The 15,133-nt window shown below is 65.5% G+C and carries 14 protein-coding genes; 7 read left to right on the top strand and 7 right to left on the bottom strand.

Annotated elements, in window-relative coordinates; translation table 11 throughout:
* Genes NN5_RS03155 through NN5_RS03140 form a run of 4 tightly spaced genes read right to left on the bottom strand, consistent with a single transcriptional unit; the run spans nt 1 to nt 3,550 of the window.
* Nucleotides 1-567, bottom strand: coding sequence for a GNAT family N-acetyltransferase (locus tag NN5_RS03155; RefSeq protein WP_067732600.1), 567 nt, complete (start codon nt 565-567; stop codon nt 1-3).
* Nucleotides 568-585: 18 nt separating this feature from the next.
* Entirely contained in the window at nt 586-1,632 is a 1,047-nt protein-coding gene (locus NN5_RS03150; protein ID WP_067732599.1) for a homocysteine S-methyltransferase family protein, read from the bottom strand.
* Nucleotides 1,629-2,546, bottom strand: a complete 918-nt coding sequence (gene metF / locus NN5_RS03145) for a methylenetetrahydrofolate reductase [NAD(P)H] (protein ID WP_067732598.1) — start codon at nt 2,544-2,546, stop codon at nt 1,629-1,631. Before metF ends, NN5_RS03150 begins: the two co-directional genes overlap by 4 nt.
* A complete protein-coding gene (locus NN5_RS03140; protein WP_067732597.1) occupies nt 2,543-3,550 on the bottom strand; it encodes an ArsR/SmtB family transcription factor in 1,008 nt (335 codons plus the stop codon). The genes metF and NN5_RS03140 overlap by 4 nt, the downstream gene beginning before the upstream one ends.
* A gap of 167 nt (nt 3,551-3,717) precedes the next feature.
* On the opposite strand from NN5_RS03140, the gene NN5_RS26225 reads away from it, so the two are divergent.
* The 6 genes from NN5_RS26225 to NN5_RS03115 all read left to right on the top strand — a co-directional run bounded on the left by NN5_RS26225 (nt 3,718) and on the right by NN5_RS03115 (nt 8,910).
* Nucleotides 3,718-3,888, top strand: a complete 171-nt coding sequence (locus NN5_RS26225; RefSeq protein ID WP_169800937.1) for a hypothetical protein — start codon at nt 3,718-3,720, stop codon at nt 3,886-3,888.
* A 320-nt stretch (nt 3,889-4,208) separates the two neighbouring features.
* Nucleotides 4,209-5,864 carry an NAD+ synthase gene (locus NN5_RS03135; RefSeq protein WP_067732596.1) on the top strand — a complete coding sequence of 552 codons (1,656 nt, stop codon included), beginning with the start codon at nt 4,209-4,211 and terminating at the stop codon, nt 5,862-5,864.
* Nucleotides 5,865-6,049: 185 nt separating this feature from the next.
* Entirely contained in the window at nt 6,050-6,730 is a 681-nt protein-coding gene (locus NN5_RS03130; RefSeq protein ID WP_084384704.1) for a murein L,D-transpeptidase catalytic domain family protein, read from the top strand.
* 75 nt (nt 6,731-6,805) lie between these two features.
* Complete coding sequence (locus NN5_RS03125; protein WP_067732595.1) at nt 6,806-8,155, top strand: glutamate--tRNA ligase; 1,350 nt, start codon at nt 6,806-6,808, stop codon at nt 8,153-8,155.
* Between the two features lie 79 nt (nt 8,156-8,234).
* Complete coding sequence (locus NN5_RS03120) at nt 8,235-8,474, top strand: hypothetical protein (protein ID WP_067732594.1); 240 nt, start codon at nt 8,235-8,237, stop codon at nt 8,472-8,474.
* A 163-nt stretch (nt 8,475-8,637) separates the two neighbouring features.
* Entirely contained in the window at nt 8,638-8,910 is a 273-nt protein-coding gene (locus NN5_RS03115; protein WP_157080981.1) for a hypothetical protein, read from the top strand.
* A 220-nt stretch (nt 8,911-9,130) separates the two neighbouring features.
* Here NN5_RS03115 and NN5_RS03110 read toward each other — a convergent pair whose 3' ends face one another.
* From NN5_RS03110 to NN5_RS03100, 3 genes are all read right to left on the bottom strand, one after another.
* Nucleotides 9,131-9,913, bottom strand: coding sequence for a 3-hydroxybutyrate dehydrogenase (locus tag NN5_RS03110; protein ID WP_067732592.1), 783 nt, complete (start codon nt 9,911-9,913; stop codon nt 9,131-9,133).
* A 22-nt stretch (nt 9,914-9,935) separates the two neighbouring features.
* The gene (locus NN5_RS03105; protein WP_067732616.1) at nt 9,936-11,087 is read right to left on the bottom strand and encodes a patatin-like phospholipase family protein; all 1,152 of its coding nucleotides are present in this window, start codon (nt 11,085-11,087) and stop codon (nt 9,936-9,938) included.
* 139 nt (nt 11,088-11,226) lie between these two features.
* The gene (locus NN5_RS03100; protein ID WP_067732591.1) at nt 11,227-13,986 is read right to left on the bottom strand and encodes a [protein-PII] uridylyltransferase; all 2,760 of its coding nucleotides are present in this window, start codon (nt 13,984-13,986) and stop codon (nt 11,227-11,229) included.
* Between the two features lie 225 nt (nt 13,987-14,211).
* Between NN5_RS03100 and lgt the strand changes: the two genes are divergently transcribed.
* Nucleotides 14,212-15,123: a prolipoprotein diacylglyceryl transferase gene (gene lgt / locus NN5_RS03095; RefSeq protein WP_067732590.1), complete on the top strand. Its 912-nt coding sequence runs from the start codon at nt 14,212-14,214 to the stop codon at nt 15,121-15,123.
* Nucleotides 15,124-15,133: the final 10 nt, after the last annotated feature.

The raw sequence follows: 15,133 nt of genomic DNA, 5'->3' as shown, positions 1-15,133 counted from the left end.
TCAGTCCGAACGGGCGTGCAGGGCCGGTTGCAAGGACGGCGAAGCGGGGGCGAGCGGGCGGGCCAGGACCAGATCGTTATAAATCTTGCCGCCCACGTCGAAGCGGCGGGTGCCGATCGTTTCGAAGCCGTTCTTGCGGTAGAACGCGATGGCGCGGTGATTGTCGTCCTTCACCCCCAGCAGCAGGCGGGCGCGGCCCTCGGCGGCTTCGCAGGCGTGGCGCAGCAGCACGCCGCTGATCGCCGAGCCCTGAAAGCGCGAAAGCAGATAGATCCGCTTCAGTTCGAGGTCGCCGGGCCGGGCCAGTTCCAGCTCGGGCTCGCAAGTCAGCGCATAGCCGACCGGGGCATGGCCGGGTTCGACTTCGACCAGCCAGGCCTTGGCTCCTTTGGCGAAATAGGCGCGATAGGCATCGGCGCTGTGATGACGCAGGCAATGCGCGACGATTCCGGCGCCATCGACAAGGCCTGCGAAACTTTCAAGGAAAGTGGCAGAACCCACGAGCGAGAGCGCATCGGCATCTTCGGGGCCGGCAGGGCGGATGCGCCAGATCGGGAAGGTTTCCATGAACAGGGGGCTCCGGTCTCAGGCTGCCAGCGTGAAGGGTTCGAGGCCGGCCAGCCGCGTCACCGGCTCCAGCACCGGCACTTTGCGCGGCGGCACCCCGGCGACGGCCTTGGCCATCGCGGCGATATGCGCAGGGGTGGAGCCGCAGCAGCCGCCCAGCACATTGACCTGCCCGGCGATCGCCCATTCCTTGACGAAGCCGGCGGTGGTGTCGGGCATTTCGTCATAGGCGCCCAGTTCGTTGGGCAGGCCGGCGTTGGGATAGATCATGATGAGGGTGTCGGCGATTTCGGACAGCGCCTTTACATGCGGGCGCAGCTGGGTGGCGCCGAACGAGCAGTTCAGGCCCACCGTCACCGGCTTGGCATGGCGCACGGCGTGCCAGAAGGCTTCGACCGTGTGGCCCGAGAGGTTGCGTCCCGAAAGGTCGGTGAGCGTCATCGACAGCATGATCGGCACTTCGCGGCCGAGGTCTGCTTCGAGCTGCTTGACCGCCATGATCCCGGCCTTGGCATTGAGCGTGTCGAACACCGTCTCGATCAGGATGAAGTCCGCCCCGCCTTCGACGAGGGCGGCGGCCTGTTCCTTGTAGACATCGACCAGCGTGTCCCAGTCGATCTCGCGATAGCCCGGATCGTTGACGTCGGGCGAAAGCGAGAGCGTCTTGTTGGTCGGGCCGATGGCGCCTGCCACGAAGCGCGGGCGCCCATCCTTGGCCTGGTATTCATCGGCCAGGCGGCGGGCAAGCTGCGCCGAGGCCACGTTGATCTCGCGCACCAGATGGTCGGCGCCGTAGTCCGCCTGGCTGATGCGGTTGGCGGAGAAGGTGTTGGTCTCGGCAATGTCCGCCCCGGCCTCGAAATAGGCGCGGTGGATCGCCTCGGGCACTTCGGGCTTGGTCAGCGCGAGGATGTCGTTGTTGCCCTTCTGCTCATGCGAAAGGCCAAGGTTGCCGGCATAGTCCTCTTCGGAGAGCTTCCAGTTCTGGATCTCGGTGCCGAAAGCGCCGTCGGTAATGAGGATGCGCTTGGCAGCCTCGGCGAGAAAGGTTTCGCGGGCGGTCATGCGGCATTCTCCCCAGGGATCGATTTCGGGCGCAGGCCCAGTAGCTGGCAGATCGCGTAAGTCTGCTCGGCCTTGTTCAATGTATAGAAGTGAAAGTCACGCACGCCGCCATCATAAAGCCGCTTGCACAAGTCGGCGGCCGCGACCGCGGCGACCAATGCGCGCGGGCCGGGGCGCTCGTCGAGCCCTTCGAACATCGATTCGAGCCAGACGGGAATTTCGGTGTTGCCCGACATGCGGCGGATCGCGGCGAAGCTTGTCACTGGCATGATGCCCGGCAGGATCGGCGCGGTGATGCCCGCCGCCAGCGCCTTGTCGAGGAAGCGGAAATAGGCGTCGGTCGAAAAGAAGAACTGCGTGATCGCGCGGCTGGCGCCCGCGTCGATCTTGCGCTTCAGGTTGTCGAGGTCGGCCTCGGCGCTCACGGCATCGGGATGGACTTCGGGATAGGCGGCGACCGAAATGTCGAAATCATGCCGAGCCTTGAGCCCCGCGACCAGATCGGCGGCGCAGGTATAGCCTTCGGGATGGGGCACGAACTTGCCGCCGTCGGCCGGCGGCGGATCGCCGCGCAGGGCGACGATGTGGCGCACGCCCGCCTCCCAGTACTGGTCGACGATCTCGGCGATTTCACCCTTGCTGGCCCCGACGCAGGTCAGGTGCGCGGCCGGGACCAGATCGGTTTCGCGCGCGATGCGGGCCACGGTCGCATGGGTGCGTTCGCGGGTGGAGCCGCCCGCGCCATAGGTCACTGAGACGAAGCTGGGGGACAGCGGGGCCAGCTGGGTGATCGCGTCCCACAACTGCGCTTCCATCTTCTCCGTCTTGGGCGGGAAGAATTCGAAGGAGACGGAAATGTCGCCCGGCACTTCTCCGAAAAGGGGATGTTCGGCCGGTCTCGTGGCAGCGGTCATGCGGAAGTCGTCTTTCCTGTTTCAGCGGTCTTGCCGCTTGCGTTGGGCGCCGTGGCGCAATCGCGCCGTGCCGTCCAGATCTTCACAGTGAGCGGCGTGCCCGGAAGCGCGACGGGCGTTTCCGGCACCAGTCCCGCTTCGCCAAGCAGCGTGAGCATCTGTTCGTCGGAAAAGCCCAGGCGCGCGTGGGCGTGGCGTTCGCGCAGTTCCTCGCGGTCGTGCGCGGCGAGATCGACCACTGCGATGCGGCCCGCGGGGCGCAGCACGCGCGCGGCTTCGCCCAGCACTACGCCGGGGTCCTGGGCATAGTGCAGCACCTGATGGAACAGCACGGTATCGAACGCGGCATCGCCGAAAGGCAGTCCGGTGAAGTCGCCCTGTACCAGATCGACCGTGCCGGCCGGCAGGGCCTGCAGCCGGGCGCGGGCGATGCGCAGCATTTCCGGACTCTTGTCGAGCGCGGTGACATGGGCGGCGCGGGCCGCGAGCAGTTCGGCCATCCGGCCGGTGCCGGTGCCGACATCGAGCAGCGCGCCCAGATCCTGCCCGGCAAGGGCCTCCAGCAGCGCCTGTTCCACCGGCCCGTCGGCGCCGTGCAGCAGGCGCAATGTGTCCCATTCCACGGCATGACGGGCGAAATAGGCTTCGGCGCTGGCTTCGCGGCCCGCGCGAATCGCGGCGAGATGGCGCCGGTCCTCGGTGCAGCGGGCGGCAAAGGTGGTGTCTTCCTGTTCGGCTACGGTCAGCAGGCGGGCTGCCGCCGCGCCGAGCGGGCTGCGGCTCTGTTCGCTGACGGCGCTGCGCAGGAACACCCAGCTGCCTTCCTTGCGGCGTTCGGCGAGTCCTGCATCGCACAGGATTCGGATGTGGCGCGAGACTCGCGGCTGGCTCTGTCCGAGCACCTGGGCAAGCTCTCCCACGGCCAGCTCCATATGGGCCAGCAGGCGCATGATGCGCAGGCGCGTCGGTTCCGAAAGCGCTCTCAGGAGGGGGTCAATCCGCATGGAAGATCATATAAAGATATCTTTATATGTGTGCAACCCCAAGGAAAACAGCGGGTTTCCGCCCTTTCACTTCCTATTTGCGTTGCACCATTGTCTCGTCTAAAGAATGGCCCGCAGGCTTGCCTGCAAGCGTTGGCCTATGGGCCAAACAATGCAAGGGGATTCGCATGAAGAAGATTGCTTTCGCCGCGTTCGCGTCGGCTGCTGCTCTGTCGCTCGCCGCTTGCGGCGGTACTCCGGCTCCGACGGAGACCGAGTCGGTTGAGACCGCTCCGCAGGAAATGATGACCGGTGACGCCACCGACGCTCCGACCGAGGCTGCGTCCGAGGCGATGTGATCCGGCTTGGGGGCCGCCGCGTGCCATAGCGGCACGCCGGCCCCCGCCGCTTTCCATCAAGCCCGGTTCCCGGGTGAAATGGAAAGTCCGTCGAAAGACGGACAGAAGCCCTCCCCTCCGGGAGGGTTTTTTGTATCTGCGTTCCGCGCAGCCTTTGGGCTGAGGCATCGTACCGTTAATCAGCATCAGGTTCCGCTCGGCACGAGCGGCGGCCGCCCGGGCTTTTGGGCGGCGTGTCTGGCAGCGGTTTTGTTTGACTGTTCTCATTCCGCAGCGGGTTTTCAATTGCATCGCGCAAGGCCGCCGGGCATCACCCCGTCATGCCTGATACGCTGAAGATTGCCCTCGCCCAGCTCAACCAGTCGGTGGGGGATATTCCCGGCAATGCCCAGAGCATACTCGATGCGCGCCAGCGCGCGCGGGGCTGCGACCTCATCGTCTTTCCCGAACTCCACCTGATCGGCTATCCGCCCGAGGACCTGATCCTCAAGCCATCGCTGATCGAACGGGCCGCCGCCCAATTGCAGACGCTGGCCGCGGCCAGCGCTTCGGACGGCCCGGCCATGCTGGTCGGCTCCGCCTTCGTGCTCGACGGGGCCTTGCACAACGGCGTGGCCCTGCTCGATCAGGGCAAGGTGGTGGCCGTCAGGCTCAAGCACGAACTGCCCAACTACGGCACGTTCGACGAGATGCGCCTGTTCCAGCCCGGCCCGCTGCCCGAGCCGGTGATCGTGCGCGGCACCATGATCGGCGTGCCGATCTGTGAGGATATCTGGCAACCTGAAGTCTGCCGCCACCTCGCCGACTTCGGGGCCGAGATGCTGGTGTGCATCAACGGCAGCCCTTACGAGATCAACAAGGACGCGTTGCGAATCGAGGGCGTGGCCAAGCGCCGCGCGGTCGATACCGGACTGCCGCTGGCCTATCTCAACCGCGTCGGCGGGCAGGACGAGCTGGTGTTCGACGGCGCAAGCTTCGTCGTCAACGGCGATGGGATGCTGGCGGTGCAGTGCCGCGACTGGGAGGAGCAGGTCGTCGAGACCAGCTGGACCAAGACCGCGCAAGGGTGGCGCTGCGATCGCGGCACTCTGGAGACGCTCGCCACGCATCCTGAGGATATCTACTGCGCCATGGTCCTGAGCCTGCGGGACTATGTGAACCGCAATCATTTTCCCGGCGTCGTGCTGGGCCTGTCGGGCGGGGTCGATTCGGCCATCTGCGCGGCCATTGCCACCGATGCGCTGGGCGCGGACCGGGTCTGGGGCGTGATGATGCCCTCGCGCTTCACCAGCCAGGAGAGCCTCGACGATGCCGCCGCCTGCGCCGATGCGCTGGGCATCCGCTACAACGTCATGCCGATCGGCGCGGCGGTCGACGGGCTCGATGCCATGCTGGGCGAGGCGTTCGAAGGCACCAACCGCGATCTGGCCGAGGAAAACCTGCAGTCGCGCATTCGCGGCATTGCGCTGATGGCCTTGTCCAACAAGTTCGGGCCGATGCTGATGACGACCGGCAACAAGAGCGAGATGAGCGTCGGCTACGCCACCATCTATGGCGACATGGCGGGCGGCTACAATCCGCTGAAGGATGCCTACAAGATGACGGTCTTCGCCATTGCCCGTTGGCGCAACCATCACAAGCCGCGCATCGGTCTGGGCCCCGAAGGCCCGGTGATGCCCGAAAACGTGCTGACCAAGCCGCCCAGCGCAGAGCTGCGTGCGGACCAGCGCGATTCGGACAGCCTGCCGCCTTACGAAGTGCTTGACCCGATTCTCCTCGGGCTCGTCGAGCATGACAAGAGCGTGGAGCAGGTCGTCGCCGAGGGATTCGACCGCGAAACCGTGCAGCGCATCGAACGGCTGCTGCATCTTGCCGAATACAAGCGCCGGCAGGCGCCGCCCGGCGTGAAGCTGACTGCCCGCAATTTCGGCCGCGATCGGCGCTATCCGATCACCCACGCCTTCCGCAGCGGATAGGCCGGAGGAGCGGAAGGCGGGGTCCTCTGAAGGTTCCCGCCTGAATCGGCCGGTGAGACGAGCCGTGTTTCGATTGAGGCCGAATGCTCCAGATTGTGCAGTGCACAAGCTCAAGTGTAGTTGAAGTTTAACCGGTGCTCCCTTAGCTTTTCAGGCAAGAGAGATAGAACCGGGGTCGCTAGAACATGGATTTGAGTCGTCGTTATTTTGTCGGCGGCGCGGTTGCGATGGTCGCGGGCGCGTCTGCTTCGGGGGTTATTGCCAAGCCCGGCCAGAAAGTGATCTGGCCCAAAACGGACATTCCGAACGAGCCCGCTGCGCCGGCCGTCCCGGCCGCGCCGAAACAGGCCGAACGCCCGCCCTTGCTGCAAAAGGCCCTGGCCGCGCTCGACCGGCACGGTTCGCGCGTCGGCAATCACCAGCGCATCGGTATGGTCGATTTCACCGAGCATTCGAGCCAGAAGCGCTTCCAGATCGTCGATGTGGCGAACGGCGCGATTGTCGGCTCCTACCTTGTCGCGCATGGGCGCGGGTCCGACCCCCGGCATACCGGCTGGGTCGAGCGCCTTTCGAACCGGCCCGGCTCGAACGCATCGTGCCCCGGCAGTTTCGTGATCGCCAGCCGGTATTACGGCAAGCACGGCGTGTCGCGCCGGCTGATGGGGCTCGATCCGGAAAACAATCTGGCGCTCGAACGCGCGATCGTGATTCACGGGGCCTCCTACGTCGACAAGAGCCTGATCGGTTCGCAAGGGCAGATCGGCCGCAGTCTGGGGTGCTTTGCCGTGGCGGAAAACCAGATCGCCGAAGTTATCCGCGAACTGGGCGAGGGCTGCCTGCTCTACGCATCGGAAGCGCGCGCCTGATCCAGGCTCTCTGACGCCGAACCTTTGACGCCAAACCTTTGACGTGAGCCCGCGCGCGCCGTAATCGCGCGGGCCATGACTGTTACCCGCTTCGCCCCTTCGCCCACCGGGCATCTGCATGTCGGCAATATCCGCACGGCGCTGCACAACTTCCTGCTCGCCCAGAAAGGGAAACAGGGGCAGGCAGGCGGCCGCTTCCTGCTGCGGATCGACGATACCGATGCAGCGCGCAGCCGCGAGGAATATGTCGAGGGCATTCGGGCCGACCTCGCCTGGCTGGGGCTTCATGCCGAAGGCGAAGAGCGGCAGTCGGCGCGTTTCGATCTCTATGAGGCCGAATTCGAGCGGTTGAAGGCCGCCGGGCGCGTCTATCCCTGCTGGGAAACGCCGCAGGAACTCGAATTGAAGCGCAAGGTCCTGCTCGGGCGCGGGTTGCCGCCGATCTACGATCGCGCCGCGCTCTCGCTGAGCGAGGACGACAAGGCGGCGAAACTGGCCGCCGGCGATTTGCCGCACTGGCGCTTCCTGCTCGACCGGGATGAGCCGATCGCATGGACCGACGGTATTCGCGGGCCCCAGCATTTCGATCCGGCCATGATGTCCGATCCGGTGATCCGGCGTGCGGACGGTTCGTGGCTCTACATGCTGCCATCGGTGATCGACGATGTGGCCATGGGCGTGACCGACATCCTGCGCGGGGAGGACCACGTGTCGAACACGGCGGCGCAAGTGCAGATGTTCACGGCGCTCGGCGCCAAAGTCCCCAACTTCGCGCACGAGGCGCTGCTGGTCGGCACCGAAGGCAAGCTGTCGAAGCGGCTGGGCTCGCTAGGCGCGGCGCATTTCCGCGAGGCGGGAATCGAGCCGCAGGCGCTGGTGGCGCTGCTCGGCCGTCTGGGCACGTCCGATCCGGTCGATCCCGCCCTGGGGCTGGAAGAGTTGGCCGCGCATTTCGACTTGTCCCGCTTCGGCCGCGCGCCTGCCCGCTTCGACGAGGCAGAACTGGAACGGGTGAATGCGGCCGTGGTGCATGGCCTGCCTTTCGCGGCCGTGGCGGACCGCTTGCCCGCAGGCATGGACGAGGCGGCGTGGGAGGCCGTGCGGCCCAACCTCACGCATGTGCACGAGGCGGCGGACTGGTGGCAGGTGGTGACCGGCCCGGTCGCAGCGCCCGCCTTCTCCGAAGAGGACCAGGCCTATCTGGCGCAGGCCGCGGAAGTTCTGGCCGGGCTCGATTGGGGGGAGGGCGTGTGGAAGGCGCTGACCGAAGCCCTCAAGGGCGCCACGGGCCGCAAGGGCAAGGCCCTGTTCCTGCCGCTGCGCCAGGCGCTGACCGGCATGGACCACGGCCCCGACATGGGCGCGCTGCTTCCGCTGATCGGGCCGCAGAAGGCGGCGGAGCGTCTTGGGGTTGCAAAGCGTTAATCTGCGTTAGCTAAACCCTTGAGGTGCGAAGTTTACCAATCGGTGCGAGATTGGGCGTTCGGTCATCAGGGCAGAGGCAATGCAGGTCGCGGTCGTCAATGTATCATGGGAGCCCGCTTCGTTCGCGCGGCGCATTGTCGGCCGGCCCCAGGGTTTCAACTGTTCCAGCTGCTGCTTCTGGGATGCCTTCGAACAGACCGGCGGGGACGGTGCCGGGCTCTGCCGCCGCTTCGCCATCGCGCCCGGTTTCGACGCCTGGCCGATAACCGAATCGGCCGACCGGTGTTCCGACTGGTCGGCGGTAAAGCCGCGGCCCTAGAGCATCTTGCGGGAAATCCCCCCTTCCGCTCGTCCTGAGCTTGTCGAAGGACGCTGGCGCAGCGCCATGCTCAACACCCTTCGACAGGCTCAGGGTGAGCGGGCTTTGATTCAGGTTTCCTGCATTTCGCGCTAGCCGAGGCAGGGCGATTGCGCCCGGTCCCTTGACCGCGATCAAAGTATTCGAAGCCGTTTGGATTAGTATTCCTCGTCAAAGAAGCGAGGAGGGCAATGTCATGCGCTTCGTTGTTATCACGCTGGCCATGTATGCCTTGTGCGTGGCTGTGCTCATGGGCGTTGGTGTTACCGGAGTTCTTGCCGCAGGGATGGTCGGCGCCAGACCGATCCTGATTGCCGTGGCGGCAGGTGTGGTTCTGGCTATTCCGGTTACCTGGATCGTCACGCGCCAGATTCTGGCGAAAACGTCGAAGGGCTGAGAGTCCGTTTGGAAATTCGCTGAAGGCGAATTTCGCGGCACCGGCCCGCTCCCCCACCCGCAGGATACCGTGGTTGGGCAGTGGGTGGGGGAGCGGACCGGTGCCGCAACGGGAATGCCCAAACGGGCATTTCCCAAACAGTCTCTGCCGACCCTTCGACCCGGAGGGCCGGGCTCCGTGCGGGGTGCATGGGGGCACGCCGCGCGGAGCCCGCTTTCCCTTATTCCATGTACCAGCCGTGGCTGGCGATCAGCGACTGGCCGGTGAGCGCGTTCGTCTGGAACGCGGCGAAGAACAGCGCGACTTCGGCGATGTCTTCCACCGTGGTGAATTCGGCATCGACGGTCTGGCCGAGCATGACCTTGCTGATCACTTCCGATTCGGGAATGCCCAGTTCCTTGGACTGTTCGGGGATCTGCTTGTCGACCAGCGGGGTGCGCACGAAGCCGGGGCAGATCACATTGGTGCGCACGCCCTTGGGGCCGGCTTCCTTGGCGATCACGCGCGACAGGCCGAGCAGTCCGTGCTTGGCGGTGACATAGGCGCTCTTGAGCTTGCTCGCTTCCTTCGAGTGGACCGAGCCCATGAAGATGATCGAGCCCGAGCCTTGCGCATACATGTGCGGGATCACGGCCTTGGAGGTGAGGAAGGCGCCGTCGAGATGGATCGCCAGCATCTTCTTCCAGTCGGAAAAGGCGAAGTCCTCGATCGGATTGACGATCTGGATGCCCGCGTTGGAAACCAGCACGTCGACCGTGCCCCAGGCATCGACGACGGCCTGGACGCCCTGATTCACCTGATCCTCGCTGGTGACGTCCATGGTAATGGCCATGGCTTCGGTGCCGAACGTGCTCTTGATGTCGTCGGCCGCCTTCTGCGCGGCATCGATGTTGAGGTCCGCGATCGCGACTTTGCCGCCTTCGGAGGCGTACTTGTGCGCGATGGCATTGCCGATGCCGCTGGCAGCGCCAGTGACGATGCAGACCTTGTCCTTGAGCTTCATGCTTTCTCTCCGTGCGGTTCGGTCAGCGGCTGGTGAGTTCACGACCCAATCGGTCGCCGGCCAGGTCAAAAGTGATGATTTCGTCGGGAGCGGGCGCGCGGCCCGTCCAGTCGGGGTGCTCCAGCGAATAGAGCGCGTCGGCGCGGCCCGCGGCCCAGTGATCGTCCACGGTCATGCGCGAGAAATCGTAGTCCTTGGAATTGGTCTCGTAGCCGCGCGTGCGGTTGATCAGGTGCATCACCGCCACGGCCCCTTCGGGATGGTGGTTGAGCAGGGCCGCCATGTCCGGATCGTTGTGCCACTCCCGGGGCAGCCGGTGTGCGAGGCGGCGGGCGGCGGCGCGCATCTTCTGCATCTGGCGGGACTGATCGGTGCCGAGGCGCGTGCGGCTGGAATAGCGGATGTCCTTCACCCGCTGGTCGATGTCGGCCATGGTGCGCGGCACGCTCCCGCGCGAGGAGAACAGATCGACCTGGAACACGGTCATCTCGCAAGGGGTGCGGTTGTCGAGCACATATTGCAGAGGCGTATTCGAAACGAGGCCGCCGTCCCAGTACCATTCGCCATCGATCTCGACCGGCGGGAAGCCGGGCGGCAGCGCGCCGCTCGCCATGACGTGTTCGGGGCCGATCTTGCGCTGGGTATTGTCGAAATAGGTGAAATTGCCGTTCAGCATGTTGACTGCGCCGACGCTGAAGCGCGTTTCGCAGCGGTTGATGCGGCCGAAATCGACCAGTTCGAGCAGCGACGTGCGCAACGGGGTCGTGTCGTAGAAGCTCAGTTGCCCGATTTCGGCCGGCCATTCGGGCAGCGGCATGGGCCAGCGCGGATTGAAGAATCCGGGTATCCCGAAAGCGGCCGCGAACTGGGCAGAGGCTTCGTTGAAGGTCCGGCGGGCGAAGCCGATCGGTTCGTCCAGCCGGTACTGCAGTTCGGCAGAGGCGCGATACCAGAAGCGGCGCAGCGCCGCCACGCGCTCTTCCGGGGCGTTGCCCGCGACGATCGCTGCGTTGATCGCGCCGATCGAGATGCCCGCAACCCAGTCGGGCAGGGCACGGTGTTCCGCGAGCGCTTCATAGACGCCCGCCTGATAGGCGCCGAGCGCGCCGCCGCCCTGCAGGACGAGAACGCATTGCGGTGCAAGCTGGTGGTGGTCGGAATCAGGAGCATTCATGGCGAGATCCTGCGCAGTGATGGGGGGATGGCACTGGGCATGCTGCAATGCAACAGATGGGATCGCCGAAAGTTCCTTTCAACACCAGGCCAATGCCGGGTCCGTATCGAGGCAGGGCCACTGGAGCCGGGCCGGACGGTCAGGCCGCCGCTTCCTCGGCGCTGTGCTCGCTTGCTGCTTCGAGCAGGCGGCGTTCGAGCGCCTTGAGCCGGTTCGTGGAGGTCAGCTTCTCGCCCAGCAGGTCCGTGACGTAGAACGTGTCGGCCGCGCGTTCGCCATACGTGGCGATATGCGCGGAATGGACCATCAGCCGCGATTCGAACAGCGCATAGGCCAGCCGGTTGAGCAGCGCCGGACGGTCCCGCGCATTGACTTCCACCACGGTGAAGCGGTTCGAGGCCTTGTTGTCGAACAGCACGCGCGGGCGGACTTCAAAGGCATCGGCGCGCGGGCGCGCATCGGGCTTGGCGACGAGCTGGGGCAGGATCTTGATGCGGTTGGCGAGCGCGTTCTCGATCGAGGTGCGCAGCCGTTCGAGCTGGGCTTCCTCCATGAAGGGGCGGCCCAGCGGGTCCTGCACCAGGAAGTTGTCGACCGCGCGGCCGGTGCGGGTGGTGTGGATGCGCGCGTCGATGATGTTGCCGCCGGCCAGGTGGATGCCCCCGGCGATGCGGTAGAACAGGCCCGGATGGTCCGAGGCGATCACCGTCACCAGCGTCGCGCCGTGGGCCGGATAGTATTCGGTATGGATCGACAGGGCATGGGCCAGCGCCTCGGCCGCTTCGAGCTGGGCGAGATTCTTGGCGATCACGTCCTCGCTCTCGGCGATCCAGTAGGCGTCGATGAACTTGGTGCCAATCTTCTCGATCAGCGCCGCGCTTTCCGGCGAGAGGGCGGCGACGGCGGCTTTCTTCGCGGCAACCCGCTTCTCGCGCCCGAATTCGGCATGGCCCAGCCGCAGGCGCTCCTCGGTGGCGGCATAGAGCTCGCCGATAAGCTGGCGCTTCCACGAGTTCCAGGTGCCGGGGCCGACCGCGCGAATATCGACGATCGTCAGCAGCGTGAGCTGGCGCAGCCGGTCCAGCGACTGCACGACTTCGACGAAATTGCTGATCGTCTTGCCGTCCGACAGGTCGCGCTTGAAGGCTGTGGCGGACAGCAGCAGGTGCTGGCGCACCAGCCACGAGACCAGATCGGTCTCCTCCTCGTCCAGCCCGAAGCGCGGGCACAGCTTGCGCGCGATCTCGGCGCCCAGCACCGAGTGATCGCCGTCCCGCCCCTTGGCGATGTCATGCAGCAGCACGGCCAGATAGAGCACGCGGCGCGAGCGCACCTTGTGCACGATGTCGTGCGCCAGCGGGTGGTCCTGCTTGAGCTCGCCCTTCTCGATCCGCGACATCAGGCCGATCGCGCGGATGGTGTGCTCGTCCACCGTGTAGTGGTGGTACATGTCGAACTGCATCTGCGCGTTGACGCGGCCGAATTCGGTAACGAAGCGGCCGAACACGCCGGCCTCGTTGAACCAGCGCAGCACCGTCTCGGGATGATTGCGGCTGGTGAGCAGGTCCATGAACAGTTCGTTGGCGCGCTTGTCGTGGCGCACCTCGTCCTTGATCAGCGTGGCATCGCGCGAGATCAGGCGCATGGTTTCAGGGTGGATCTCGAAACCTTCCCGGTCGGCGATCACGAAGATCTCGATCAGGCGCACCGGATCCTGCGTGAACCAGTCGTCCGAAGGCGCCTTGATGCGCCCGCCGAAGACCTTGTAGCCCTTGACCATGCGTTCCTTGGCCCGGAACCCGGCGAGCAACCCGCGCGGCTGCTTCTTGGCGAACTGCTCATCGAGCTGGGCCAGGAACACGCCGGTGAGGTTGCCCACGACCTTGGCCTGAAGGAAGAACATCTGCATGAACCGCTCGACCGCGCTCTTGCCCGGCCGGTCGGAGAAATTCATGCGCGAGGCGACTTCGCGCTGCAGGTCGAAGGTCAGCCGGTCCTCGGCGCGGCGGGTGATCGTGTGCAGGTGGCAGCGCACCGCCCAGAAAAAGTTCTCGGCGCGGCGGAACGAGAGATATTCCTTGCGCGTGAGCAGCCCCACGGACACCAGCTCGGACGGGTCGCGCACTTTGTGGATGTACTTGCCGATCCAGTAGAGCGTGTGAAGATCGCGCAAGCTGCCCTTGCCTTCCTTCACATTGGGTTCGACGACATAGCGGCTGTCGCCCATGCGCTTGTGCCGCTCGTCGCGCTCGGCCAGCTTCTCGACCACGAACTGGCGCTCGGTGCCCGAGACCACATCCTTCCAGAAGCGCTGGCGCGCCTCTTCATAGAGCTCCTGATCGCCCCAGACATAGCGGCCTTCGAGCATCGCGGTGCGGATCGTCAGGTCCGATTTCGACATGCGCACCATGTCGTCGAGCGAGCGGCTGGAGTGACCGACCTTGAGGCCGAGGTCCCACAGGAAATAGAGCATCGCCTCGATCACCTGTTCGCACCAGGGGGTGTTCTTGATCGGGGTGAGGAACGCGATGTCGACATCCGAATGCGGCGCCATCTCGCCGCGGCCATAGCCGCCCACGGCCATGACCGTTAGCCGCTCGCCCTTGGAGCGGTTGCTGGCGGGATAGACGTACTGGACCACGTAATCGTGGATCACGCGGATCAGCTGGTCGGTCAGGAACGCCTGGGCTTCGGCGACTTCGTGCCCGGCGGAGGGGTTCTCGACGAGGCGGCGGGCGATTTCCACGCGGCCCGCTTCCTGTGCGCTGCGCAGCGCCTCGACCACGAACTTGCGCGCCTTGGACGGGCCATGGGCCTCGACCAGCTTGTCGAGTGTCTGCACGAGCTCGCGCCGGTCAATCACTTTGCGGGGCGAGGGAATCCGGATCACGCTGTTCATGGGAGGCGGCTTCTAGACTGGTGGGATGGCTATGGAAAGGCAGCGGAGGCGATCGCGGTGATCGCCCGCTGCCCGGCGGTGTTCAGCGATTGTGCAGCGAAGGTGTGAAAACGCGGCTACCATCATCAGCCGGGCTATGCCAGAAGGCGCCCGTAACAGAGCCTCCCCAGGTCCGCGCGGGGCCGCACAGGACACAGCCAGGCAAGACACAGGCAGAGAGATCGAATGTCCCTGATACAACTGGCCGCCGCCGCTGCGGTGCAAGTGCACGAACCGATTCACTGGGTGGATCTGGGCCTCAAGAACTACCTGTTCCGGATCGGCAGTTTCGAACTGCGCTGGTATTCGCTGGCCTATCTGGCGGGCATCCTGCTCGGCTACTGGCACCTCAGCCGCATGATCAAGGCGCCCGGTGCGCCGCTGGCGCAGCGCCATGCGGACGACCTGTTCTTCTACTGTACGCTGGGCATCATCCTGGGCGGGCGTCTCGGCTACGCCACGTTCTACACCGGCGGCGATTCCGCCATTCCCAGCATGTGGCTGCATCCCGCCGAGCTGGTCCAGCTCTGGCACGGCGGCATGAGCTTCCACGGCGGGCTGATCGGCGTGCTGCTGGCGATGCTGTGGGTGTCCTGGCGCAATGGCCTCAATTTCGTGCGCGTGGCGGACTACATTTCGGTCTGCGTGCCGTTCGGCATGATGTTCGGCCGTCTCGCCAACTTCGTGAACGGCGAGCTGTGGGGGCGCGTGGTGACGGACCCGAACCTGCCCTGGGCGATGGTCTTTCCCGATGCCGGCCCGCTGCCGCGCCATCCCAGCCAGCTCTACGAGGCCGGGCTGGAAGGGCTGATGATGATCCTGATCATGCTGCCGCTGTTCTGGAAGACACGCGCGCGCTTCCGCACCGGCCTCTTGGTCGGCGTGTTTACCACCGGCATCGGCTGCGCGCGCTTCATCGTCGAATTCTTCCGCGAACCGGACGCCCAGCTCGCCGAGTTCGCGCGCAACACCGGCCTTTCGATGGGCCAGTGGCTGACGATCCCGCTGATCGCGCTCGGCCTGTTCCTGATCACGCGCGCGCTGATGAAGCCGGAGCTGGCCAGCGGCCGTACAGCCATGGCTCCGTCCGCCGCCTGATGATGGCCTG

The organism is Novosphingobium naphthalenivorans NBRC 102051, assembly GCF_001590985.1.
Classification (GTDB): domain Bacteria; phylum Pseudomonadota; class Alphaproteobacteria; order Sphingomonadales; family Sphingomonadaceae; genus Novosphingobium; species Novosphingobium naphthalenivorans.
Note: the sequence above shows the minus strand (reverse complement) of the source record. Positions and strands in the feature narration are given on the sequence as shown.

What these genes read in the sequence shown, in the direction of transcription:
- NN5_RS03155 (WP_067732600.1), bottom strand. Translation starts at nt 567, where the DNA reads ATGGAAACCTTCCCGATCTGGCGCATCCGCCCTGCCGGCCCCGAAGAT.
- NN5_RS03150 (WP_067732599.1), bottom strand. Translation starts at nt 1,632, where the DNA reads ATGACCGCCCGCGAAACCTTTCTCGCCGAGGCTGCCAAGCGCATCCTC.
- metF (WP_067732598.1), bottom strand. Translation starts at nt 2,546, where the DNA reads ATGACCGCTGCCACGAGACCGGCCGAACATCCCCTTTTCGGAGAAGTG.
- NN5_RS03140 (WP_067732597.1), bottom strand. Translation starts at nt 3,550, where the DNA reads ATGCGGATTGACCCCCTCCTGAGAGCGCTTTCGGAACCGACGCGCCTG.
- NN5_RS26225 (WP_169800937.1), top strand. Translation starts at nt 3,718, where the DNA reads ATGAAGAAGATTGCTTTCGCCGCGTTCGCGTCGGCTGCTGCTCTGTCG.
- NN5_RS03135 (WP_067732596.1), top strand. Translation starts at nt 4,209, where the DNA reads ATGCCTGATACGCTGAAGATTGCCCTCGCCCAGCTCAACCAGTCGGTG.
- NN5_RS03130 (WP_084384704.1), top strand. Translation starts at nt 6,050, where the DNA reads ATGGATTTGAGTCGTCGTTATTTTGTCGGCGGCGCGGTTGCGATGGTC.
- NN5_RS03125 (WP_067732595.1), top strand. Translation starts at nt 6,806, where the DNA reads ATGACTGTTACCCGCTTCGCCCCTTCGCCCACCGGGCATCTGCATGTC.
- NN5_RS03120 (WP_067732594.1), top strand. Translation starts at nt 8,235, where the DNA reads ATGCAGGTCGCGGTCGTCAATGTATCATGGGAGCCCGCTTCGTTCGCG.
- NN5_RS03110 (WP_067732592.1), bottom strand. Translation starts at nt 9,913, where the DNA reads ATGAAGCTCAAGGACAAGGTCTGCATCGTCACTGGCGCTGCCAGCGGC.
- NN5_RS03105 (WP_067732616.1), bottom strand. Translation starts at nt 11,087, where the DNA reads ATGAATGCTCCTGATTCCGACCACCACCAGCTTGCACCGCAATGCGTT.
- NN5_RS03100 (WP_067732591.1), bottom strand. Translation starts at nt 13,986, where the DNA reads ATGAACAGCGTGATCCGGATTCCCTCGCCCCGCAAAGTGATTGACCGG.
- lgt (WP_067732590.1), top strand. Translation starts at nt 14,212, where the DNA reads ATGTCCCTGATACAACTGGCCGCCGCCGCTGCGGTGCAAGTGCACGAA.